Source organism: Mycobacterium sp. SMC-21 (assembly GCF_045310825.1).
In the GTDB taxonomy this organism is placed as follows: Bacteria; Actinomycetota; Actinomycetes; order Mycobacteriales; family Mycobacteriaceae; genus Mycobacterium.
Map to the genome: position 1 here is coordinate 90,997 of NZ_JBJIAO010000014.1, position 21,654 is coordinate 112,650.

General features: G+C 67.8%; 22 protein-coding genes and 1 riboswitch. Of the genes, 11 read left to right on the plus strand and 11 right to left on the minus strand.

The features are described 5' to 3' along the window. Position 1 precedes the first annotated feature (1 nt). Both ACJH6H_RS15950 and ACJH6H_RS15955 read right to left on the minus strand, forming a co-directional pair. Complete coding sequence (locus tag ACJH6H_RS15950; protein ID WP_061004530.1) at positions 2-841, minus strand: MBL fold metallo-hydrolase; 840 nt, start codon at positions 839-841, stop codon at positions 2-4. A 12-nt stretch (positions 842-853) separates the two neighbouring features. After that, positions 854-1,744 (minus strand): alpha/beta hydrolase, encoded by an 891-nt coding sequence (locus ACJH6H_RS15955; RefSeq protein ID WP_061004527.1) that lies wholly within the window; start codon positions 1,742-1,744, stop codon positions 854-856. Between the two features lie 105 nt (positions 1,745-1,849). On the opposite strand from ACJH6H_RS15955, the gene ACJH6H_RS15960 reads away from it, so the two are divergent. Then, positions 1,850-2,653, plus strand: coding sequence for a helix-turn-helix domain-containing protein (locus ACJH6H_RS15960; protein ID WP_061004525.1), 804 nt, complete (start codon positions 1,850-1,852; stop codon positions 2,651-2,653). 3 nt (positions 2,654-2,656) lie between these two features. Here the strand turns inward: ACJH6H_RS15960 and ACJH6H_RS15965 are convergent, their stop codons facing one another. Continuing rightward, positions 2,657-3,088 carry a PaaI family thioesterase gene (locus ACJH6H_RS15965; protein ID WP_061004523.1) on the minus strand — a complete coding sequence of 144 codons (432 nt, stop codon included), beginning with the start codon at positions 3,086-3,088 and terminating at the stop codon, positions 2,657-2,659. A gap of 128 nt (positions 3,089-3,216) precedes the next feature. Here ACJH6H_RS15965 and ACJH6H_RS15970 point away from each other — a divergent pair, with 128 nt between their 5' ends. Further along, positions 3,217-3,660 (plus strand): VOC family protein, encoded by a 444-nt coding sequence (locus ACJH6H_RS15970; protein ID WP_133427863.1) that lies wholly within the window; start codon positions 3,217-3,219, stop codon positions 3,658-3,660. A 53-nt stretch (positions 3,661-3,713) separates the two neighbouring features. On the opposite strand, the gene ACJH6H_RS15975 is transcribed toward ACJH6H_RS15970, so the two are convergent. Next, positions 3,714-4,985 carry an HNH endonuclease signature motif containing protein gene (locus ACJH6H_RS15975; protein ID WP_406775268.1) on the minus strand — a complete coding sequence of 424 codons (1,272 nt, stop codon included), beginning with the start codon at positions 4,983-4,985 and terminating at the stop codon, positions 3,714-3,716. 75 nt (positions 4,986-5,060) lie between these two features. Continuing rightward, complete coding sequence (locus ACJH6H_RS15980; RefSeq protein WP_406775269.1) at positions 5,061-5,915, minus strand: SDR family oxidoreductase; 855 nt, start codon at positions 5,913-5,915, stop codon at positions 5,061-5,063. A gap of 76 nt (positions 5,916-5,991) precedes the next feature. Between ACJH6H_RS15980 and ACJH6H_RS15985 the strand changes: the two genes are divergently transcribed. Beyond that, entirely contained in the window at positions 5,992-7,200 is a 1,209-nt protein-coding gene (locus ACJH6H_RS15985; RefSeq protein ID WP_406775270.1) for an FAD-dependent oxidoreductase, read from the plus strand. A 9-nt stretch (positions 7,201-7,209) separates the two neighbouring features. On the opposite strand, the gene ACJH6H_RS15990 is transcribed toward ACJH6H_RS15985, so the two are convergent. Continuing rightward, a complete protein-coding gene (locus tag ACJH6H_RS15990; RefSeq protein WP_226519744.1) occupies positions 7,210-7,932 on the minus strand; it encodes a hypothetical protein in 723 nt (240 codons plus the stop codon). 182 nt (positions 7,933-8,114) lie between these two features. Here ACJH6H_RS15990 and ACJH6H_RS15995 point away from each other — a divergent pair, with 182 nt between their 5' ends. Next, entirely contained in the window at positions 8,115-8,432 is a 318-nt protein-coding gene (locus tag ACJH6H_RS15995) for a hypothetical protein (RefSeq protein ID WP_135356045.1), read from the plus strand. Between the two features lie 12 nt (positions 8,433-8,444). Here the strand turns inward: ACJH6H_RS15995 and ACJH6H_RS16000 are convergent, their stop codons facing one another. Next, the gene (locus ACJH6H_RS16000; RefSeq protein ID WP_406775271.1) at positions 8,445-9,182 is read right to left on the minus strand and encodes an MBL fold metallo-hydrolase; all 738 of its coding nucleotides are present in this window, start codon (positions 9,180-9,182) and stop codon (positions 8,445-8,447) included. Positions 9,183-9,242: 60 nt separating this feature from the next. Here ACJH6H_RS16000 and fgd point away from each other — a divergent pair, with 60 nt between their 5' ends. The 4 genes from fgd (at position 9,243) to ACJH6H_RS16020 (ending at position 14,384) form a co-directional block, all read left to right on the plus strand. Beyond that, positions 9,243-10,253 carry a glucose-6-phosphate dehydrogenase (coenzyme-F420) gene (gene fgd, locus ACJH6H_RS16005; RefSeq protein WP_318986971.1) on the plus strand — a complete coding sequence of 337 codons (1,011 nt, stop codon included), beginning with the start codon at positions 9,243-9,245 and terminating at the stop codon, positions 10,251-10,253. A 29-nt stretch (positions 10,254-10,282) separates the two neighbouring features. Then, positions 10,283-12,382: a phosphate acetyltransferase gene (gene pta / locus ACJH6H_RS16010; RefSeq protein WP_212807154.1), complete on the plus strand. Its 2,100-nt coding sequence runs from the start codon at positions 10,283-10,285 to the stop codon at positions 12,380-12,382. Beyond that, a complete protein-coding gene (locus tag ACJH6H_RS16015; RefSeq protein WP_406775272.1) occupies positions 12,379-13,503 on the plus strand; it encodes an acetate kinase in 1,125 nt (374 codons plus the stop codon). Before pta ends, ACJH6H_RS16015 begins: the two co-directional genes overlap by 4 nt. Positions 13,504-13,574: 71 nt before the next feature. Then, the gene (locus tag ACJH6H_RS16020; protein WP_406775279.1) at positions 13,575-14,384 is read left to right on the plus strand and encodes a cytochrome c oxidase assembly protein; all 810 of its coding nucleotides are present in this window, start codon (positions 13,575-13,577) and stop codon (positions 14,382-14,384) included. 36 nt (positions 14,385-14,420) lie between these two features. Here the strand turns inward: ACJH6H_RS16020 and ACJH6H_RS16025 are convergent, their stop codons facing one another. The 3 genes from ACJH6H_RS16025 to glnX form a co-directional block, all read right to left on the minus strand. Next, the gene (locus ACJH6H_RS16025) at positions 14,421-16,595 is read right to left on the minus strand and encodes a serine/threonine-protein kinase PknG (RefSeq protein ID WP_406775280.1); all 2,175 of its coding nucleotides are present in this window, start codon (positions 16,593-16,595) and stop codon (positions 14,421-14,423) included. A gap of 128 nt (positions 16,596-16,723) precedes the next feature. Further along, positions 16,724-17,677, minus strand: coding sequence for a glutamate ABC transporter substrate-binding protein (locus tag ACJH6H_RS16030; protein ID WP_061003644.1), 954 nt, complete (start codon positions 17,675-17,677; stop codon positions 16,724-16,726). A gap of 8 nt (positions 17,678-17,685) precedes the next feature. After that, positions 17,686-19,002: a protein kinase G-activating protein GlnX gene (gene glnX, locus ACJH6H_RS16035; RefSeq protein WP_061003639.1), complete on the minus strand. Its 1,317-nt coding sequence runs from the start codon at positions 19,000-19,002 to the stop codon at positions 17,686-17,688. A gap of 144 nt (positions 19,003-19,146) precedes the next feature. Here glnX and ACJH6H_RS16040 point away from each other — a divergent pair, with 144 nt between their 5' ends. Next, positions 19,147-19,632: an NUDIX hydrolase gene (locus ACJH6H_RS16040; protein WP_174557639.1), complete on the plus strand. Its 486-nt coding sequence runs from the start codon at positions 19,147-19,149 to the stop codon at positions 19,630-19,632. Here ACJH6H_RS16040 and thiE read toward each other — a convergent pair. After that, entirely contained in the window at positions 19,622-20,290 is a 669-nt protein-coding gene (gene thiE / locus ACJH6H_RS16045; protein WP_064860069.1) for a thiamine phosphate synthase, read from the minus strand. The two genes, ACJH6H_RS16040 and thiE, sit on opposite strands and share 11 nt — an antisense overlap. 26 nt (positions 20,291-20,316) lie before the next feature. After that, positions 20,317-20,427: riboswitch (TPP riboswitch) on the plus strand. Between the two features lie 6 nt (positions 20,428-20,433). On the opposite strand from thiE, the gene thiO reads away from it, so the two are divergent. Then, positions 20,434-21,441 (plus strand): glycine oxidase ThiO, encoded by a 1,008-nt coding sequence (gene thiO / locus ACJH6H_RS16050; protein WP_276555117.1) that lies wholly within the window; start codon positions 20,434-20,436, stop codon positions 21,439-21,441. After that, a complete protein-coding gene (thiS, locus tag ACJH6H_RS16055; protein ID WP_064860070.1) occupies positions 21,435-21,632 on the plus strand; it encodes a sulfur carrier protein ThiS in 198 nt (65 codons plus the stop codon). Before thiO ends, thiS begins: the two co-directional genes overlap by 7 nt. Positions 21,633-21,654 lie beyond the last annotated feature (22 nt).

The following is a 21,654-nucleotide window of genomic DNA, read 5'->3' on the forward strand; positions in this document are numbered from 1 at the left end:
TTCAGGACAGGAGGGCCAGGGCGCTGTACCAGACGGGCCCGACGTTCAGCCGGTCCGGATACAGCCGGATCATGTAGTCGAAAAACTCACGGGGACTGGGCTTTCCGGCCAGCAGCCGCTGGGCGTCGAGCAGGTAGTCGCGGGTCTGGTCGATGATCGCCGGATCGTCGGGGAGGTCCTTGTTCTTGTGTCCTGCGACCACGGCGCGGGGCCGGAGTGCGGCGACCTGGTTGAGGGCCTGCAACCACGACCGGATGCCACCGTGATCGCTTTCCAGCAGGTACTGGTGCACGCCGTTGTAGGCGACGTCGCCGGCGACGACCAGTCCGATCGACGGCACGTGCAGCACGGTCGTGTCGTCGGTATCGGTGTGGCCCACCTCGATCGGCACCAGGCGCTGACCTTCCAACTCGAACCCTTCGGGGGGAACCTGTTGGTAGACAACGGGGCTCGGTGGGATCATGCCGGGAAAGTCGACGTCCCACATCTGGGCGCGGCCCGCCACGGCCTGCTCGTGCATCTTGCCGATGGTGCCGGCGGTCGCGTAGGCGACGGCACCGGGAAAGCGTTGCAGCAGAACATCGGTGCCGAACCAGTGGTCGCCGTGGCCATGCGTGGCGTAGATCGCCGTCAGCCGCCTGCCGGAGTTCTCGATCCAGTCGCCGACGCGGCTGATCTGCTCGTGGGTGAACGGCGGGTCGACGAGGACGGCGTCGTGGTCGCCGAAGATGAGCGTGGACGACACCGGGGAGGACACGATGGGGCTGCCGTCGGGCAGTCGCTGGTCGCGGTAGCGGCGCAGTCCGTCGTGCACCAGCACGTCGTAGTTCAGGGTGGTCATGACGAGGTCCTTTCAGGCGAGGTGTTCGGTGAACCAGTCGCGGGCGGCGCCGCCGGCCTTCGGGAACTGGTCGAGGTAGGCGGCGAAGTGCCCGCCGTCGACGGTGACGAGCTTCTTTGGTTCGAGCGCCTGCTCGTAGGCGTGGAGTTCCAGATCGGTCATGGTGACGGTGTCGCGCAGTCCGACGATCATGAGCAGCGGCGTGGGCGAGACGCGCGCGATCCAGGTGCCCGGCTCGTACATGCGCGCCGCACGTGACGAGCGCACCGTCATCGTGTTGTCCCACACGCCGTCCGGCACCGGCTGGGTGTAGAAGGAGATGGCCTCCGCGGACCGGTAGGCGGCCGGCACCGCCGGGTCGGCACCGACGACGGCCTGCACAGCCGGTGGTTCGCCGCGGAACTGGCGGCGCTCGTCGTCGATGAATGCGGCTTCCAGCGCCGCCACGTGTTCGGGAGCGACGCGCCGCAGGCTCTGCTGATAGCCGCTGATGGTCGGGACCTGCGCGACGACGGCCCGCAGCCGCCGGTCGGTGGCGCCCAGCACGATGGCGTGCCCACCAGCATAACTGGTGCCCCACAGGCCGATTCGCGTCGGGTCGACCGACGGGTGGCTCTCCAGGAACGAGATGGCGCGCCGCCAGTCCGCGACCTGCGTCCACGGGTCGACGTCACCGCGCGGCATCCCGTCGCTGGCGCCGAAACTGCGGTGGTCGTGCACCAGGACGACGAACCCGGCGCCGGCGAACAGTTCGGCGAACCGCGTCAGCCCGTGTTCCTTCACCCCGGCGAAGCCGTGGGCCATCGTGATCGCCGGGTGCGGTCCCGCGCCGTCCGGAATGAACAGCCAGCCGCGGAGCGTCACTCCGTCGGCTGCGGTGAATTCGACGTCCTGTCGCTCCATGGTCCACGCTCCTCGTCTGCTGATGTCCACGATCAGCCCGGAACGTGGTCCGTGGGAACGCCGCGGTGATCCTGGTATTGGCAGGGCCAGGTTTAGGCTCAGACGATGGCGAAGGGGAATGCGCTCGGCGACTATCTGCGGTCTCGCCGTGAACAGATCCGCCCCGAGGATGTCGGATTGATCGCCGGCTCCCGCCGCCGGGTGGCCGGCCTGCGCCGTGAAGAGCTGGCTCTGCTTGCCGGGATCAGCTCCGATTACTACCTGCGACTCGAGCAGGGCCGCGACACGAATCCGTCACCGCAGGTGCTCGAGGCCTTGGCGCGGGCGCTGCAGCTGGACATCAACGGCACGGAATATCTGTACCGCCTGGCGAATCCCACCGGAATCCGTTGGGAGAAATCGGGATTGGAGCAGGCCGCCGACGGGCTGGACGAGCTGATCGATCAGTTCCCGATGCCTGCTTTCGTGGCCAACCGCTACCAGGTGGTGCTCGCCGCCAACCATCTCGCCTGTGCGCTGGCGCCCGGTTTCCGGCCGGGACAGAACATCCTGGCCTGGCGGCTCCTGGATCCCGCGGCCCAGGATTTCTTCGTCGACTGGGACGAGGCGACGGAGATCGCGGTAGGCGGTCTGCGCGAGGTGACGGGTGATCACCCCGACGATCCCTATCTCCAGAGGATGGTCGGTGAATTGTCCGCTGCCAGTACACGATTCCGGGAGCTCTGGGGGCGGGCCGACGTCGGTTACCGGCCGGGTGTCACCCACATGCGCCACCCGGTGGTCGGTGACCTCTTCCTGCATCGCAATCGACTGAACCTGCCGCACTCGGGTGGGCAGCACGTCATCACATTCCGTGCTGACCCCGGTAGCGACTCCGCGAAAGCCCTTGAAGCGCTGCGGAATCTGTAGGCGTCAGCGCCGCAGGTCGAGGTTGTGCAGGCGCAGGCTGCCGCGCGCGAGGAGGCTGCCGTTCGCGTCGGTGATCGTCACGTCCCACAGTTGCTGGGTGCGGCCCTGCTGCACCGGGACGGCTCGGACGGTTGCCGTCCCGCCGGTGGTGGAACGCACGAAGTCTGTGCTGTTGTGTACCCCGACTGCGAACTGTCCGCGATCGGCCACTGCCGCACTGGCGCCGATGCTCGCCGCGGATTCCACCGCGGTCGTGTAGACGCCGCCGTGCACGACGCCCCACGGCGTGTGGTGCTCGGGGCCCAGTTCGATGGTGCCGACGACGAGTCGGCCCGTCGCCTCCGTGACTTGCAGCCCGGCCGCGGTGAGGAACGGGCTGCCGTTGTTGAGCTCGGCGAGACTGAGTGTGGGTCCGGGCGTCGTGGTTTCTGGCATGACTGCTCCTGTCGCAGGGTTCTGCTGACGTGAGCACCACGTTCGCAGTATTCATTCCGGCGACCCTGGCCCCCGTGGCCCCAGGGTGGGCGGGAATTCTCCTGAGGTGGTGGGTGCTTTGATCCGGCATGGATATGAAATTCGAGATCGCCGTCCTGCCGGTGTCGGATGTCGACCGGGCCAAGGACTTCTACGAGAAGTTGGGCTGGCGGCTGGACGCCGACTTCGAGACCGCTGCGGACTTCCGGGTGATCCAATTGACTCCACCAGGTTCCGGTGCTTCGGTCATCTTCGGTACCGGCGTCTCTGACGCGGTGCCGGGCTCGGTGGGCGGGCTGCACCTGGTGGTCGACGATGTTGTGGCGGCGCGTGCTGAGCTCGTTGGCCGTGGCATCACAGTCAGCGAGGTGTTTCACGACGAGGGTGGTGTCTTCCACCGCGCCGGGACGGCCGGCCGGGTCGACGGTCCAGACCCGGAGCGACGCAGCTACGCGTCGTACGCCTCGTTCGAGGATCCCGACGGCAACGGTTGGGTGCTGCAGGAGATCACCACGCGGTTGCCGGGGCGATAGTCGCCAGCGGAAACACGGAAGATACTGGCGCCCAGGTTAATTCGATGCACCACTCAGTTGGTCGACGGTGTGGGTGGTGGTTCGAAGGGTTGGTACCACCACCATTGGGCGCGTTCGCCGGTCGGTCCGGGGCACGGCGGCACATCAGGAAAGGGCGTCGTCGGTGGCCTTGCCAGGGATCCACCGTCGAGTTGTCGGCCCGCGGCATCGGTGACGACCAGCCGATCAGCCGGACCGGTGATGGTGATGACCCGCTGGTGATGCAGCCGGTGGTGATACGGGCACACCAGCACCAGGTTGTGCAGCTCGGTTTCCCCGCCGTTCTCCCAATGAATGATGTGATGCGCGTGCAAGCCGCGGGTCGCCCCGCAACCCGGTACCCGGCAGCACCGGTCGCGGTGTTCCAGCGCGCGGCGCAGCCGCCGGCTGATGGTGCGGGTGCTGCGCCCGGCGCCAATCGGCTGACCGTGCTTCTCGAGCCACACCTCGCACGTCGCATCGCACAACAACAGCCGGCGTTCGTCGTCGGTGAGCACCGACCCCACATGCAATGCAGCCGCGCGCTTTTCGAGGTCAAAGTGCACCACCACGGCGGTGTGCTGCCCATGCGGACGACGTTCCACATCGCTGTCCCAGCCGGCCTCCACCAGGCTCATGAACCCATCGACCTGGTTCGGGAACGGCGGCACCACATCCGACACCGGGTCACCGGTTTCTGAATTCTCGTGGTCGCGTTTCCAGTCCGCCACCAACGCATCCTGATGCGACGCCACCGCGGCATCGAACTTCACCGCCTCCAACTTCGGCAGCCGGATCTTGTACGTGGCCGACCCGTCCTCATGGCTGGTCTTGCGGATCGACCGCTCCGGCTCCGGCGCCGACTCCGGCTCGGGCTCGGGGCGCGGCTCCAACTTCACCGCAGTCCGCAACTGGGTGACCGTGGCGCTCTCGGCGAACTGGGCGTAATGCTCATCCGAACCGTCGGCGGCATGCTCGGCGACCACCCCAACCTGATCCAACGACAACCGGCCCGCCCGCATCGCCTCAGCGCACCCCGGGAACTCCTCGATCCGGTGCGCCACCGCCACCATCACTTCCGCATTACGCGGCGACACACCGGTTTTCCACGCCACCAACGACGGCAATGACCGGGCGCCCGTCGCGCCCCACAGCCCGTCGCGGTCGATCTCGGCCACGATCTCGACCAGACGGCCGTCAATTGCGTTGCGCTGACCGGTCAGCTCACCGATCTCCGCGAAGTACGCATCCATACGCTCACACGGCGACGGCGCCTCAACCTCGAAAGCCGTTGCCGTGCTGGACATAACACCATCAAAGCAGAAGGGTCCGACAAGTTTTCGCACCCTGAAGCAGGGCGAGAAACTCGGGTCTACGCCGGATCAGTCCTTCTCGATGACACCCTGCGCGGTCCGGGCCCGGTCCTCATAGCTCTTGCGCTTGGCAGCGTCGAACTCCAGGAAGACCGTGTCCAGCCCGAGCGCCTTGTTCATCCCGCGGCGGCCCTTGGGCGGAAGCAGCTGTGCCAGCTGCGCGGTGAAGCGCAGCGGCGGCGGGACCGACACGTGGGTCTTGGGCTTGTCCAGGGTCTTGATGATGGCGGCGGCGATGTTCTCGGGTTCCACCGGCTTGATGGCGCCACCGGACTTGGTGCCCGAGATCAGCTCGGTGTTGGTGAACGGCGGCATGATCACCGAGACGTTGACGCCGTGGGGAGCCATCTCGTCCGCCAGGGCCGTGGACAGGCCGACGACGGCGTACTTCGCCCCGACGTAAACCACCTGACCGGGCAGCGGGATGAGGCCCGAGAGCGAGGCGATGTTGATGATGTGACCGCTACGGCGGCTGACCATCTCGGGAAGCGCGAGCTGACAGCCGGTCAGGACGCCGTAGACGTTGACTTCGAGGGAAGACCGGATCGACTGTTCCGTCTCCTTCAGGAACGGGCCGACCGGCATCACGCCGGCGTTGTTGATCAGGACGTCGAGGTGGCCGGCGCCGTCGCTGCGGGCCTTGTCCAGGAACACTTCGAAGGACTCGCGGTCGGTGACGTCGAGCGGGTACCCGGTGGCCGGACCGAGTTTGACCAGCTCAGAGACGGCCGACTCGAGTACTGCGACGTCCCGGTCGCCGATGACGACGCGCGCGCCGCGGGCGAGAAGGACCTTGGCGGTGGCGTAACCGATGCCTCGTGCGGCTCCGGTGATGGCGATGGTCTTGCCGCGGATGTTGTCCATGGCCGCAAACTTTACACGTGTCAAGTTTTGGAATGAAGCCCTGATTTGGCCACCCCGGCGTGCTACTGTCGGGGGCATGACGCGCGCGCTGCGGACTCAGGTTTGTGTAGCCGGTGGTGGACCTGCGGGTCTGGTGCATGCACTGCTGCTGGCGCGCGCCGGCATCGAAGTCGTCGTACTGGAGAAGCACAACGACTTCCTCCGCGACTTTCGCGGCGACACCGTCCACCCCACCACGTTGCGCATCATGCACGAGCTGGGGTTCATCGACGAGTTCCTGAAGTTGCCGCACACCAAGATCAACCGGGTCTGCATGGACACCGACGGCACCCTGCGGACGTTCGGCAGTTTCGGCGCCCTGAAGGCGCTGCGGTTCCCCGAGCCCTACATCGCGCTGATGCCGCAGTGGGACTTCCTGGACTTCCTCGCGGAAAAGGCTTCCGCCTACCCGGAATTCAGGTTGATCCGCAACGCGGAGGTGACCGACCTGATCATCGAGGGCGGCCGCGTCGTCGGCGTGCGCACGCCCGAGCTGGAGGTGCGCGCCGATCTGGTGGTGGCCGCCGACGGCCGTAAGTCGGCGGTGCGCGCGGCGTCCGGGCTCCCCATGGCGAGCGCGCACAGCCCCATGGATGTGCTGTGGTTCCGGCTGGGCTGGCGCCCCGGCGATCCGCAGGAGCTGTTCGGGATCTTCCGCAAGGGTCTGTTGATGGCGATGATCTATCGCGGCGACTACTGGCAGGTCGCGTACCTCATGCCGAAGGGCGCCAATCCGCAGGGCGGCTCACTCGACGACTTCAAGGCCCGGCTCGTGTCTGTACGGCCGCAGCTGCGCGAGCACGTCGAGGACCTCAAATCGTGGGACGACACCAGCCATCTCGATGTGCGGGTGGACCGGCTCAAGACCTGGTGGCGGTCGGGGCTGCTGTGCATCGGCGACGCCGCGCACGCGATGTCACCGGCCGGCGGCGTCGGTATCAACCTGGCGGTGGCCGACGCGGTCGCCGCCGCCAACATCCTGTGCGGTCCGCTGCGTAACGGCCTGCTCGCCGACTCGGATCTGGCCAAGGTGCAACGCCGCCGCGAGTTGCCGACCCGCATCATCCAGGCCGGCCAGGTGCTGGCGCAGAACCAGTTCATCGAATCCAACCTGGCCGGCGACCTGTCACCGATCAAGGTGCCGTCATTCGTGGGAAAGGGCCCGCTGCAATACATTCCGCCGCTGCTCGTCGGCCGCGGTTTCCGTCCCGAACACGTGCGGACCCCGGACGTCCACTCGGCATGACGGACGCTGTCAGCTGACGGTGACGTCGTCGATGTCGATGGTCACCGTGACCATGTCGCGCACGGGCTGCCCGTCGGCGTCGCGGACGTAGACGACGCGCTTGGTCGGGAGCACGATGCCGTCGAACTCGGTGTGGTTGTCCGAGTAGTGCGCGGCCGGGGAGTCGCCGGCGATGTCGACGTCGTAGTCGCGCCGCCGGATCAGGCCGTCCGAATCGATGTAGAGGGTCTGCTGGGTGCTGTGGGTGGCGATGGAATCGGGGTACTTCACACCGAGCCGGCGCCACGTCTGGCCGTTCTCGTGCCACGTGCCGAGCTCTTCGGTGTGGACACCGGGCAGTGTCAGCGAAGACGGCTCGGACAGGTACGTCCACATCGCGTAGCCCGCGAAGTAGGCCAGCTGCAGCGTGGACCACGGCGTCTCGAGGGTGTGTCCGGCGAAGGAATCACGAGGAGAATCCAATGTTTCCAAAGTCTTTGGCGAGTCGCCATCGGTTTCGATGACGACGCGGCCGGGGCTGTACGCGGAATGCAGCCCGGGCTCGGGCAGCGGGTGGTGCCAGGCGAGCTGGTCCTTGGGACTGATCTCCACCCGCGAATCATCGAGAATGCCGTCGACGCCCTTGAGTCCCCACAGTCCGCCGCCGATGAGCTGATGGATCTTGATGCGGTTGACCTGCTCCCAGCGCTCCTGGCCGCCGGATGCGGAGATGACTTCGTGCAGCAGGGACATGGCGTGCTCCTTTGAAGACGGCGGCCGCCGGGTGGCGGTCCACACTCGACCCTGCCTCGGTGGATTGGCATGTGGGAGGCCGCGATCTTCCTGGTACCGAGCGGGACAGGATCGGGCCGGCTGCCCAACCGAGCGCTGCGGAATCCGGGTTGCTCCGCCGATCAGGTGGATACGCTTGATTTGTGCTTACCGGTTGGGCCGTCGGGTGTCTGCTGCTGGTCGCCGCCGTGCTGGTGTTGGGGGCCGGCATGGCGGCGCGCACGTACATCGGCGGGACGCCCCAGGATCACCCGCATCGTCGGCGCGCACGCGCGGTGCGCTGGTCCACTTTCGGCAAGGTGTTCTACGGCCCGATCAACCGTGACGCCCAGGGCAACAACACTTTTGACGACGAAGAGCTCGATCACATGCTCTTCCTGCCGGCGGTCGTCGTGGCCGGCGGACTGCTCCTGGCCGGGTTGTTCGTGCTGTTCCTGGAGCTGGTCAAACACGGCGGGTGACGGCGACCGGCGTCAGCGTCGCTGCAAAGCGAGTTCAGCGGCCTCCCGCACCGGGCCGCGCCACGCGGGCCCGTGGCCGGGCAGCAGCACCTGGGTGTCCAGCAGACCGAGCGCCGACAGGCTGCGTTCACACGCCGCCTCGTCGTGGTTGAAGATGTGAGGCAGTAGCTGCGGGCCGCCCTTGGTGAGGAGGGGGTGACCGGTGACGACGGCGTCGCCGGCCACCAGCACGTCGCCGAAGACGTAGGAGCAGTGTCCGCCGGTGTGCCCTGGACTGGGAATCAGCTGCGGACTGCCCGGCAGCGTCGCCGCGACGTCCTCGGTGAGGGCCTGCGCGGTCGGAATGCCCTCGCGCACCAGCCCGCCCTTGCCGACGATGTGCATCGACCAGGCCAGGTACCGCGGGTTCCAGGCCCGCGTCAGGAGGTCGGCCGGTGAAACCTGTTCCAGGTATTCGCGTTTGGCGTGACCGACCTCGGCGCCGTGGCAGAACACCGGTGTGTCATGGGTTTTGGCGAACCAGATGGCTGCGCCGAGGTGGTCGACGTGCGCGTGGGTGAGCAGAATCGCCCGTACGTCGCCGGCCTCGAAGCCCAGGTCGCGCAGTGAACGCAGGACGTCATCGCGCTGGCCGGGAAAACCCGCGTCGATCAGGATCACCCCGCTGTCGTCGCTGACCAGGGTCCAGTTCACCAGGTCGGTTTGGGCGAAGTGAATATTTTCGGTGATCGCGCTCAGGGCTGCCGCCATGTGGCGAGTGTAGGCAGAGTAGAAAAGGAACTGCAGAGGCGACGAACAGGAACGGGACTCATGGCTGAACTCAGGCTGGGATACAAGGCGTCGGCGGAGCAGTTCGCCCCGCGTGAACTCGTCGAGCTGGCGGTGGCCGCCGAGGCGGCGGGCATGGACAGCGCCACCGTCAGTGACCACTTCCAGCCGTGGCGTCATACCGGCGGCCACGCACCGTTCTCCCTGGCGTGGATGACCGCAGTGGGCGAGCGCACCGAGCGGCTGGTCCTGGGCACCTCGGTGCTGACTCCGACGTTCCGTTACAACCCGGCCGTCATCGCGCAGGCGTTCGCCACCATGGGCTGCCTGTACCCGGACCGGATCTTCCTCGGCATCGGCACCGGTGAGGCGCTCAACGAGATCGCCACCGGTTACGAGGGCGAATGGCCCGAGTTCAAGGAGCGCTACGCGCGGCTGCGTGAGTCGGTGCGCCTGATGCGTGAGCTGTGGCTCGGCGACCGCGTCGACTTCGAGGGCGAGTACTACAAGACCAAGGGCGCCTCGATCTACGACGTCCCCGAGGGTGGTATCCCGATCTACATCGCCGCGGGCGGGCCGCAGGTGGCCAAGTACGCCGGCCGCGCCGGCGACGGCTTCATCTGCACCTCGGGCAAGGGCGAGGAGCTGTACAAGGACAAGCTCATCCCCGCCATGCGCGAGGGCGCCGAGGCCGCGGGCAAGAACCCCGACGACATCGACCGGATGATCGAGATCAAGATCTCGTACGACCCGGATCCCGAACTGGCTCTGGAGAACACCCGGTTCTGGGCGCCGCTGTCGCTGACCGCCGAGCAGAAGCACTCCATCGACGACCCGATCGAGATGGAGGCAGCCGCCGACGCGCTGCCCATCGAGCAGGTCGCCAAGCGGTGGATCGTGGCGTCTGACCCCGACGAAGCCGTCGAGAAGGTCAAGCAGTACGTCGACTGGGGCCTGAACCACCTGGTGTTCCACGACCCGCGGCAGGACCAGCGCCGGTTCCTGGAGCTGTTCAAGACCGACCTGGAGCCCCGCCTCCGCAAACTCGGCTGACGCGCGGCCGGGCTCGATAGGCTGACTCAGTGCCAGACGCCACCCGAACATGGTCTTCGCGCGAGCGCTCATCCGCGATCTATATCGCTTCACCCGAAGGCGACACCGGCAAGTCGACCATCGCGCTAGGGCTGTTGCACCGACTGGCGGCCACGGTCGCCAATGTCGGGGTCTTCCGGCCGATCGTGCGCGCGGGGTCCGACCGCGACTACATCCTGGAGCTGTTGCTCGCGCACAGCACCGCAGGCCTGGAGTACGACGACTGTGCCGGCGTCACCTACCAGCAGTTGCACGACGATCCCGATGCGGCGATCGCCGACATCGTCGACCGCTACCACCGCGTCGCGGACAAGTGCGGAGCGGTGGTGATCGTCGGCAGCGACTACACCGACGTCGCCTCGCCCAGCGAGTTGTCGATGAACGCGCGCATCGCCGTGAATCTCGGTGCGCCCGTGTTGCTCTCGGTGCGTGCCGCTGATCGCACACCCGCCGAGGTGGCCCACGTGGTCGAGCTGTGCCTGGCCGAGCTCGCGGCTCAGCACGCGCACACCGCTGCGGTGGTCGCCAACCGCTGCGCTCCGGATGAGCTCGCCGATGTCGCTGCCGCGCTGCAGCGGTTCACGCCGAAAAGCTATGTGCTGCCGGAGGAGCCGTTGCTGGCGGCGCCGACGGTCGCCGAGCTGCGCGATGCGGTGCAGGGGACATTGATCAGCGGTGACGAAGAGCTGCTGACCCGCGAGGTCATGGGAATGATGGTCGCCGGCATGACGGCCGAACACTGTCTGGAGCGGCTGCGGGATTCCATGGCCGTCATCACGCCGGGCGACCGCTCCGATGTGGTGCTGGCCATCGCCAGTGCCCATGCGGCGGACGGCTTTCCGTCGATCTCCTGTCTCATCCTCAACGGCGGGCTGCCGTTGCACCCGTCGATCGCCAAACTGGTTGCGGGCCTTGGCCTGCGGCTGCCGATCGTGGCCACGGATCTGGGTACCTATGACACCGCCCGCGCCGCGTCGACGGCGAAGGGTCGGGTGACGGCGACGTCGCTGCGCAAGGTCGACACCGCGCTGGCCTTGATGGACGAGCACGTGGATGTCGCGGATCTGCTTGCCCAGCTTGCGGTTCCGATCCCGTCGGTCGTCACGCCGCAGATGTTCACGCACCAGCTGCAGGACCGGGCCCGCGCGGACCGCAGGCGCATTGTGCTGCCCGAAGGCGACGATGACCGGATTCTGCGCGCGGCGAGCCGGCTGCTCGCCCGTTCCGTTGCCGACCTCACGATCCTCGGCGATGAGTCGGCGGTGCGGGCGCGGGCCGCCGAACTGGGCCTGGACCTGTCGGCCGCCGTGGTGCTCGATCCGCGTACCAGCGAGCTGTGCGACCAGTTCGCGGCGCAGTACGCCGAACTGCGCAAGAAGAAGGGCGTGACCCTCGAGCAGGCCCGCGAGATCATCCACGATGTCTCGTATTTCGGCACCATGCTGGTGCACAACAACATGGTCGACGGCATGGTGTCCGGCGCCGCGCACACCACGGCGCACACGGTGCGGCCGGCATTCGAGATCATCCGCACCGCGCCCGACATCTCGACGGTGTCGAGCATCTTCCTGATGTGCCTGGCAGATCGGGTCTTGGCCTACGGCGACTGCGCCATCGTGCCGGATCCGACGTCCGAGCAGCTGGCCGACATCGCGATCAGCTCGGCGCAGACCGCCGCGCAGTTCGGCATCGAGCCGCGCGTGGCCATGCTGTCCTACTCGACGGGCGATTCGGGGACCGGTGCCGACGTCGACAAGGTCAGGGCGGCAACGGAATTGGTCCGCAACCGGGCACCGGAGCTGCTGGTCGAAGGGCCCATCCAATACGACGCCGCGGTAGAGCCGTCGGTGGCCGCGACCAAGATGCCGGATTCGCCGGTCGCCGGCCGCGCGACGGTGCTGATCTTCCCGGACCTGAACACCGGCAACAACACCTACAAGGCCGTGCAGCGCAGCGCCGGGGCCATTGCGATCGGCCCGGTGCTGCAGGGCCTGAACAAGCCGGTGAACGACCTGTCCCGCGGCGCGCTGGTCGAAGACATCGTCAATACCGTTGCCATCACGGCGATTCAGGCTCAAGGAGCGAAATGAGCGGGCCGGTACTGGTACTCAACTGCGGCTCGTCGTCGGTGAAATACCGCCTGGTGCAACCGGCTTCGGGAGAGTCGCTGGCTGACGGCGTGATCGAGCGGGTGGACGACTACCCGAAGGCCTTGCAGGAGGTCTTCGATGCGGTGAGTGCGGCCGGGGTGTCGGCCGGCGAGATCGCGTGTGTCGGTCACCGCGTTGTGCATGGTGGCCGGCGGTTCTACCGGCCGACTCTGATCGGCGACGAGCTGATCGCCGAAATCGAAGAGCTGGCCCCGCTGGCGCCGCTGCACAATCCGCCGGGACTGCTGGGCATCAACGCGGCCCGCAAGCTGCTGCCGGATGTTCCGCATGTCGCGGTGTTCGACACGGCCTTCTTTCATAACCTGCCCGCCGCGGCCGCCGAGTATGCGATCGACCGGGATGTGGCCGACAAGTGGCACATTCGCCGGTACGGCTTCCACGGCACGTCACACCAGTACGTCAGCGAGCAGGCCGCGCAGTTCCTCGGCCTGCCCCTCGAATCGGTGAATCAGGTTGTCCTGCATCTCGGTAACGGGGCGTCGGCGTCGGCGATCGCCGGTGGCCGGCCGATCGATACTTCGATGGGGATGACGCCGATGGAGGGTCTGGTGATGGGGACGCGCTCCGGCGACGTCGACCCCGGCATCATCATGTATCTGTCACGCGCCGCCGGGATGTCGGTCGAGGACATCGACGTCCTGCTGAACCGCCGCTCGGGCGTATCGGGATTGGGCGGCGCCACCGATTTCCGCGAGCTGCACAAGCGCATGGATGACGGTGACGAAGCGGCCCAGCTGGCCTACGACGTCTACATCCACCGGCTGCGCAAGTACATCGGCGGATACCTGGCGCTGCTGGGTGGAGCCGATGTCATCACCTTCACCGCCGGGGTGGGGGAGAACGACGCCGCGGTCCGCCGCGATGCGCTGGCCGGGTTGTTGGCGCTCGGTATCGAGGTCGACGAGGAGCGCAACCTCTCCCCGAACCGCGGCGCCCGGCGGATCTCCTCCGACAGCTCACCGGTGAGCGTGCTGGTCATCCCCACCAACGAAGAACTGGCCATCGCGCGGGCCTGCGTCGACGTCTGCCAGGTGGACTGAAGGAACCTGCCAGGGTCGGGGCGTAGCTTGCGCTCGTGCCCTTACTGACCGGGACGTTCGACCCCGTCGCCGTGGTGCTGACGCTGCTCGGCGTCAGCGCGCTGGTCGGGCTGCGCGGGCGCATGTCGCGTGCTCAGCGGTGGTGCCTCGGTATCGCCATCGCGGTCTGGGCGGTGGCGACCCTCGGCGCCGTCGCGGTCTACGCGCCGTTGTTGTTCTGGGTACGTGCGCTGCAGGTCCTGCTCCTGCTGTACGTGGTGCCGTTCTTCCTGGCACTGAGCCGGCCGGTGTCGATGGTGGGCGCAGTGCTCGACCCGGTGCTGAATTCCGTTGTCGCGCGCGTACTCCTGTCACCGCCGGTGACCTCGGTGCTGATGCTGGTGACGCCGTGGCTGCTGTACCTGACGCCGTGGTACGTCGCGTCGATGACCGGTCCGCTGGCGTCGCTGACGCGAATTGTCCTGCTGGGCCTCGGGTTCGGCTACTTCTATGCCCGCCTGCAGGTCGACCTCGTGCCGCACCGCTACCCGCCGCTGCTGTCCATCGGGATCAGCGTGGCCGAGGGGCTCGGTGACGGCATTCTCGGACTGGTGTTGTGGCTGGGCCCGGTGATCGCCTACGACTACTACGCCGGCCTGCACCGCGACTTCGGACCGACCATCCGCCAGGACCAGAGCTACGGTGCCGGAATCCTGTGGATTCTGGGCGACGTCGTCGGCGTGCCGTTCATCCTGCTGCTGATGCGCGCCCTGGGTTCTGACGAACGGCGCAAGGCGGCGGAGGTCGATGCCGAATTGGACGCTCCCGAGCCGGAACTCGAGGCGCCGTCGAGCGGACTCTGGTGGCAGAACGATCCGCAGCTGCGTGACCGTTACCGCTGACCCGGCGCCCGATCACTCCGCCGCGTGGCTCACTCCCTAGAACGTACTGATCGGCCGCACGTTGTTGGCCAGATCCACCAGCGCGTAGCGGTGCGCCTTGGTCGGAGCCACGCGGGCCAGCCCGCGCAGGGAGGCCTCCACACCCAGACGGAGACCGTGTTCGGTGAACGGGAAACCGAGGATGTGATTGGTGCTGGCGGTGTGGTCGGCCAGCCAGTCCAGAGCCGTGCCGAGGACCAGTGTCCGGATCTGCAGCACGCGCGGTTCGGTTTCCGGCAACGCCTCCACGCGCCTGGCGGCATCACGGATTTGGCGTTCGGTGATCTCTGCGGTGGTCGGCGCCGACAGCAGCGTGACGGCGCTGGTCAGCCGTGCGGTGGTGAAATGCCTTGAGGTGGCCGGAACTTCGTCCAGGGTGTGCACCGCGGCCTCGCGGTCGCCGGCCAGCGCCTGCACCCGGGCCTGGCCGAAACCGGCTGAGATGATGCCGTTGTCGGTGTTCCACACCGTCTGATAGAACGCCCGTTCGGCTTCCGATCCGGACAGTTCGGCGGTGGCCGCCAACGCCACCTTCGGAGCGAGTTCACCCGGCAACGTGTTGAGCACCTCGGTGAAATCCTTCGTCGCGGACTCGTAGTTGCCGGACAACAGTTCGCCCACGGCGCGGAACCACACCAGCCGCCAGTGCCAGCCGATCCGGTCGGCCAGGTTCTCCAGCTTCCGGTTGGCTTTCGCCACGTCGCCGAGGTCGAGCAGGGCACGCACCTCCATCAGGGGCAGCTCGACCGAGGTGGACAGGTCCACCCCTTCCGAGTCGAGGGAGCCCTCGCGGGCAGCGCGCAGCGAATCCAGGGTCTGCACCGGCTGGCTCAGCAGGCTGGCCGACAGCACGGCCGCACCGACGTCGGCCGGGTCGACCAGCGGCACCTGCAGCGCCCGGACAATCTCTGGGGCCGTGATCTTTTCGGTGTGCTGCTGTCCGTCGATGTACACGTCGGTGTGGGCCACCAGCATGTTGACGCCGAACGTCGACCGCGACGGGCTGAACACCGACGACAGACCCGGCCGCGGCGTCCCGGTGTCCTGGGCGACGACCTCGCGCAGCACGCCGAGCAGCTGCCCGGACATCTCCTCGGCGCTGCCGAACCGCCGGCGTGGGTCGGGGTCGATCGTGCGGCGCAGCAACCGGGCGAACGAATCGTATTGCAGCAGAATCGGATCGTCCTCGGGGAGCCCGTCGACGTAGCGGCCCTTGTCGGTCTTGAGGTTCAGCGTCAGGGCCGCGAGGGTGCGGCCGACGGTGTAGATGTCGGTGACGATCGTCGGTCCGGTCCGGACGATCTCCGGCGCCTGGTAACCCGGTGTGCCGTAAAGGAACCCGAACGAGTTGATGCGCGATACCGCGCCCAGGTCGATGAGTTTGAGCTGCTCCTCGGTGAGCATGATGTTCTCGGGCTTGAGGTCGTTGTAGACCAGTCCGATCGAATGCAGGTAGCCCAGTGCGGGCAGGATCTCCAGCATGTACGCGATGGCCTGGGCCACCGGCAGTTTGGCGCCTTTGGCCTGTTTCAGCGACGTGCCGCCGACGTACTCCATCACGATGTAGCCCACCGGGTCACCGTGCTTGTCGGCGTGCTCGACGAAGTTGAAGATCTTCACGATCGCCGGGTGGGTGACCTCCGCGAGGAACTGTCGCTCGGCCATCGCGATGGCCTGCGCCTCGGCGTCGCCCGAGTGCACCAGGCCTTTGAGCACCACCGGGCGGTTGTTGACGTTGGTGTCCAGGGCAAGGTAAATCCAGCCCAGCCCGCCGTGTGCGATGCAGCCTTTGACCTCGTACTGGTCGGCCACCATGGTGCCCGGACTCAGTTGTGGCAGAAACGAATACGCGGCGCCGCAGTGTGGGCAGGAGCCTTCGGACCGGCCGGGTTCGCCGTTCTCGGAGCGGCCGACGGGCTTGCCGCAGGACCAGCAGAACCGTTTGGCCTCGGCCACCACGGGATCGGTCATCAACGCGGCGAGCGGATCCTGGTCCACCACCCGCGGCACCTCGACCAGGCCGCCGCCCAGGCGCCGGATGGGCGAGACCCGGGTGGTCGCGGTGACGAGGCCGGTCGGCGCGGAATCCCGTTCGGGCGGAACCGGCACCGGGATGCTCATCGAGTCGTCGAACAGTGGCCGGAACACGGCTTGCGTGCCCATCGGCCGCATCGTGGCCAGCGAATCCCACGTCACCTCGACGGCCTGGGTGCCGGGGTCGGTGTCGGGACCCGCGTCCACCGGACCCGCATCCACCGGGCCCGCCTCAACGGGGCCTGTCGTCGCTTCGCTGTCGGGCATCAGTCGCTGTACCTCGGTACGGGTGGGTTCGGCGTCGAGCCGAGCACGGTCAACCACTTGCGGTACAACGTGTTCCACGTGCCGTCGCGGCGAATCCGCTCCAACGTCCCGTTGACGAACCGCACGAGACCGGTGTTGTTGAGGTTGATTCCGATGCCGTACGGCTCCTCGGCCATGTTGGGGCCGACGATGTGCAGGTACGGGTCCTGCGCCACCAGACCGGCCAGGATCGCGTCATCGGTCGACACCGCGTCGGCCTGCCGCTGCTGCAACGCCACCAGGCAGTCCGCCCAGGTGACCGCTTCCACGAGGACCGGCGGCGGGGTGATGCGCTGCAGGCGTGCCTTCGAGGTGGTGGCCTTCACGACGCAGACCCGCTTGCCCGACAGGTCCGCGGGCCTGCGGACGTCGGAGTCGCGGGTGGCGAGGATCCGTTGCTTGGCGGAGAAGTACTCGGCTGAGAAGTTGACGAGCTTGCGCCGGTCGCACGTGATGCTCATGGTCTTCACCACGATGTCGACGAGATTGTGCTGCAGCGCCGAGATCCGGTCGTTGTCGGACAGGATGCGGTACTCGACCTGTGACGGGGTGCCGAAGATGTCGCGGGCCACCTCCCCGGCGATGTCGACGTCGAATCCGGTGATCTGCCCCGTGATGGGGTCGCGGAACGCGAACAGGTTGCTGCCGATGTCGAGCCCGACGATCAGCCGGCCGCGGTCCTTGATGTTGGTGACGGCCGCCGCGGCGGCCTCGGGCGTCGGGAACGGCCGCAGGCTTGCGGTGCAGTCGGACTTGTCCTCCGGGCCGAGCTCCGGCACGGCGGACTGCACCTCCATGCCCGCGGGTGTCGGCGGCGCGATGGTGATGCTCTGCGGCGCGACGGGCGGCGGGGCCTCGCCGCAGCCGGCGGCCACCAACACCGCGACCATCGCCGGGACCAACCGAGAACGCATCGTGAAACTCATCGGTATTCACTCAACCTCGGCCACAGCCCGAGCGCCACCGCGAGTGCCGCGGCGAAGCTCAACGCGGCCGCACCGACCGTCGCCCCGGACAGCGCCTGGCGTCCGTTCAGGATGTCGCTGCGCAGCTGCTTGCGGCTTTCGTCGATGGCCTTGGAGAGCGCTTCGTCGAGCTTGTCGAACGCCGGCGTCGAATCGTCTTCGCTGGTACCCAGCGCCACCTGGGTGGCGGACTGGTAGTTGCCGGTCGAGATGTAGGCGTTGATCCGGTCGTCGGCGGCACGCCACCGGCGGATCAACTGATCGGCGCCGTCCAGGTCCTTCTTGCCGATCGCATCGGGGCGACGCATGTAATCCCCGAGCTGCTGCTGGAGGGCGTCGATGCGGTGGTAGTACGACTGCTTGCGGACGCTCTCGTCGCCCCGCCGGATCAGCGACAGCGTCTCGTCCGCCCGCGCCTGCTGTGCGGTGATGGCCATGCTCGTCACAGTTTGCAGCGACGCTGCCGCGTTGCGGGCATGCCGGGTGTCGGTGGTCGAGATGATGAGCGTCGCGCCGATCCAGATGATCATGATCAGTACCGCCATGCCGCCGGCGACGAAACCGATGTTGACGCGCCGGCGGGTGTGCTGGGCCAGCCAGCGGTTCGAGAAGAAGCCGAACATCAGCGTCGCCGCGACCACCAGGATCACGGGGGCGGGCACCTGCGACGAGCCGCTCGTCTCCGAGTTCACCCGTGCCGAGGTGTTCTCGTAGAGCCGCTGGGCGTCGGGCAGGATCTGGGTCTGCATGAGCCATGACGCCTCGGACAGGTACGACGAACCCACCGGGTTGCCGGCGCGGTTGTTGGTCCGCGCGGTCTCCACCAGGCCGGTGTAGACCGCCAGCTCGGCATTGATGTGCCCGAGCACCTTGACCATGGGCTCGTCGGTGATGCCACTGGACGCGGCCGTGACGGCGACGGCGGCGTCCGTGATGGCCTGCTCGTAGCGCTGCCGCAGATCCACCGGCTCCGAGCCGGCGATGAAGGCGGTCGCGGCGGCGGCATCGGCGACTGACAGCGTGGTGTAGAGCTGGCCGGCCGCGAACGCCAGCGGCTCGGTGTGGTCGAGCACGGTGGTCAGGGCCTGCTGGCGGGCGTGGATCGTGGTCGAGGTGGCGAAGGCACACGCGAGGACCAGGCTGGCGAGCATCAACCCGATCAGGAGGATGCGGCCGGGGGTGGTCCACATGAACCACCATCGAGTGTGCGCGGGAGTCCCGGGGGACCGAGATACCACCGGCTCGGTCGAAGGGTGCGCCAACTCCACCGTCACGTGTGCGCCGACCTCAACTTTCCTGACCCGTTGGCCCTGCCGAACTCGTTTAATAGAAGTCTAAGAGCTTGCGGCGCGTAGGGGGTGGATTACCGGTCGGCCCGGTCCCCCAAATCTTTCGCGACGTTCCCTATTGTGGGATTCGTGCAGGGCGACGGTGACGGATGGGTGCTCGCGGCTGACGGCTCCCACTTCTGGGGTCGCCATGGTGCGGCCGGACTTCTGCTGCGGGCGCCGCAGCCGGGCGGCGGAGCGGCGGTGCTGCTGCAGTACCGCGCGCCATGGAGCCATCAAGGCGGCACCTGGGCACTGCCCGGTGGGGCGCGCGACAGCCACGAGACCGTCGAGGAGGCCGCCGTCCGCGAGGCCTACGAGGAGGCCGGCCTGCTGGCCGAGCAGCTGACGGTCCGGACGACCGTGGTCACCGCGATCGCGATGGGCGAGGTGTGGACGTACACCACGGTGATCGCCGACGCACCCGAACAACTCGCGACGGTGCCCAACCGCGAGAGCGTCGAGCTGCGGTGGGTCTCCGAGGACGACGTCGCGTCGCTGCCGCTGCATCCCGGATTCGCCGCCAGCTGGGAACAGCTGCGCAGCGTGACGGCGAGTATCCCGCTCAGTTCGTAGGCAGGGCCTGCTTGAGTGCCTGCGCTGCCGCGGCCGGATCCTCGGCCGCGGTGATCGCCCGGACCACGACGATGCGCCGCGCACCGGCGGCCACCACCTCGGGGGCCCGCGCCAGGTCGATGCCGCCGATGGCGAACCAGGGTTTGTCGGTACCCGTCGCGGCCGCCGCGCGGACCAGTTCCAAGCCCGGCGCGGTGCGGCCCGGCTTGGTCGGCGTCGGCCAGCACGGGCCGACGCAGAAGTAGTCGACGTCCTCGGTCACCGAGACGGCCAGCTGCTGCTCGTCATGCGTCGAGCGGCCGAACAGCGGATCCGGCCCGACGATGTCGCGGGCGAGGGCCAGCGGCAGATCGTCCTGGCCGAGGTGCAGCACGTCGGCGTGGGCGCCGCGGGCGATGTCGGCCCGGTCGTTCACCGCGAACAGCGCGCCGTGCCGCCTGGCCGCGTCGGCCAGCACCTCCAGCGCTTCGAGCTCCTGCTTGGCCTCGAGCGGACCGAACTGTGCTTCACCGGCCGAGCCCTTGTCCCGCAACTGGATGATGTCCACGCCACCGGCGAGTGCCGCGTCGGCGAACTCGGCCAGGTCACCGCGCTCCCGGCGGGCGTCGGTGCACAGGTACAGGGACGCGGACTGCAGACGCTCGAAGGCTTTAGACACAGCGCGACGGTAGCGACTACCGTGGACGCCGCACACACGGGAGTCCCGGGACCGGGGGCTGAGAGTGGGGTCGTCCTACCCTTACCGTCACACCTGATCCGGATCATGCCGGCGAAGGGAGAGGAATCATCGTGCCGGCTGGCATGGCGGTAATCGGCGGCGGCGTCATCGGTCTGGCCGTGGCCCGGCGCGCGGCGCTGGACGGGTGGTCGGTGCGCGTGCACCGGACCGAGGCGCGTGGCGCCTCCTGGGTCGCCGGCGGCATGCTCGCGCCGCACTCCGAGGGCTGGCCGGGTGAGCAGGACCAGTTGCAGGTGGGGCTGGACTCGCTGGCGTTGTGGCATGACGGCTTCCTCGACGGCCTGCCTGACGACGTGGTGACGGCCCGCGACTCGCTCGTGGTGGCGGTCGACCGGGCAGACGCGGCCGACGTCCGTACGGTCGCCGAGTGGCTGGCGGCGCAGGGGCATCCCGTCACGGTCACCACCGCGGCCCGTGACATCGAACCGTTGCTGGCGCAGGGGATTCGGCACGGCTTCCGGGCGGAGACCGAACTGGCCGTCGACAACCGCCTCGTGGTCGAGGGGCTGATCGCGCACTGCGACCGCCTGGGTGTGCAATGGGCCGGACCGGTCGATTCCCTCGACAAGACGCGCGACGCCGATGTCACCGTGCTGGCCAACGGGATCGACGCGCCGGCACTGTGGCCCGGGCTGCCGGTGCGTCCGGTGAAGGGCGAGATACTGCGGCTACGGTGGCGCAAGGGCTGTATGCCGGTGCCGCAGCGGGTGATTCGCGCTCGGGTGCACGGTCGGCAGGTGTATCTGGTGCCGCGTGCCGACGGTGTGGTGGTAGGCGCCACCCAGTACGAGCACGGCCGGGACACCGCGCCGGCGGTATCCGGAGTGCGCGACCTTCTCGATGACGCCTGTGCGGTGATACCTGCCCTCGGCGAATACGAACTTGCCGAATGTGCTGCGGGACTGCGGCCGATGACCCCGGACGGCCTGCCGATCGTGGGCTGGCTCGATGACCGCACCCTGGCGGCCACCGGTCACGGGAGGAACGGCTTTCTGCTGGCCGCCTGGACCGCACAACGGATTTCGGACCTGTTGAAGGGCGATGCGAGAGAGAAGGTGGCACTGTGCTGATCACAGTCAACGATGAGAGCGTGGAGATTCGCGAAGGCACCACGGTCGCCGAATTGATTGGCACCCTGGGCTTTCCGGACAAGGGCATCGCCGTCGCGGTCGACTGGACGGTGCTGCCCCGGTCGGAATGGGACGACGTCGTGGCCGAGGGCGCCAAGATCGAGGTCGTGACGGCGGTGCAAGGTGGCTGAGGTCTGTACGTCGGCCGATGTC

What these genes read in the sequence shown, in the direction of transcription:
- ACJH6H_RS15950 (WP_061004530.1), bottom strand. Translation starts at nt 841, where the DNA reads ATGACCACCCTGAACTACGACGTGCTGGTGCACGACGGACTGCGCCGC.
- ACJH6H_RS15955 (WP_061004527.1), bottom strand. Translation starts at nt 1,744, where the DNA reads ATGGAGCGACAGGACGTCGAATTCACCGCAGCCGACGGAGTGACGCTC.
- ACJH6H_RS15960 (WP_061004525.1), top strand. Translation starts at nt 1,850, where the DNA reads ATGGCGAAGGGGAATGCGCTCGGCGACTATCTGCGGTCTCGCCGTGAA.
- ACJH6H_RS15965 (WP_061004523.1), bottom strand. Translation starts at nt 3,088, where the DNA reads ATGCCAGAAACCACGACGCCCGGACCCACACTCAGTCTCGCCGAGCTC.
- ACJH6H_RS15970 (WP_133427863.1), top strand. Translation starts at nt 3,217, where the DNA reads ATGGATATGAAATTCGAGATCGCCGTCCTGCCGGTGTCGGATGTCGAC.
- ACJH6H_RS15975 (WP_406775268.1), bottom strand. Translation starts at nt 4,985, where the DNA reads ATGTCCAGCACGGCAACGGCTTTCGAGGTTGAGGCGCCGTCGCCGTGT.
- ACJH6H_RS15980 (WP_406775269.1), bottom strand. Translation starts at nt 5,915, where the DNA reads ATGGACAACATCCGCGGCAAGACCATCGCCATCACCGGAGCCGCACGA.
- ACJH6H_RS15985 (WP_406775270.1), top strand. Translation starts at nt 5,992, where the DNA reads ATGACGCGCGCGCTGCGGACTCAGGTTTGTGTAGCCGGTGGTGGACCT.
- ACJH6H_RS15990 (WP_226519744.1), bottom strand. Translation starts at nt 7,932, where the DNA reads ATGTCCCTGCTGCACGAAGTCATCTCCGCATCCGGCGGCCAGGAGCGC.
- ACJH6H_RS16000 (WP_406775271.1), bottom strand. Translation starts at nt 9,182, where the DNA reads ATGGCGGCAGCCCTGAGCGCGATCACCGAAAATATTCACTTCGCCCAA.
- fgd (WP_318986971.1), top strand. Translation starts at nt 9,243, where the DNA reads ATGGCTGAACTCAGGCTGGGATACAAGGCGTCGGCGGAGCAGTTCGCC.
- ACJH6H_RS16015 (WP_406775272.1), top strand. Translation starts at nt 12,379, where the DNA reads ATGAGCGGGCCGGTACTGGTACTCAACTGCGGCTCGTCGTCGGTGAAA.
- ACJH6H_RS16025 (WP_406775280.1), bottom strand. Translation starts at nt 16,595, where the DNA reads ATGCGGCCGATGGGCACGCAAGCCGTGTTCCGGCCACTGTTCGACGAC.
- ACJH6H_RS16030 (WP_061003644.1), bottom strand. Translation starts at nt 17,677, where the DNA reads ATGCGTTCTCGGTTGGTCCCGGCGATGGTCGCGGTGTTGGTGGCCGCC.
- thiO (WP_276555117.1), top strand. Translation starts at nt 20,434, where the DNA reads ATGGCGGTAATCGGCGGCGGCGTCATCGGTCTGGCCGTGGCCCGGCGC.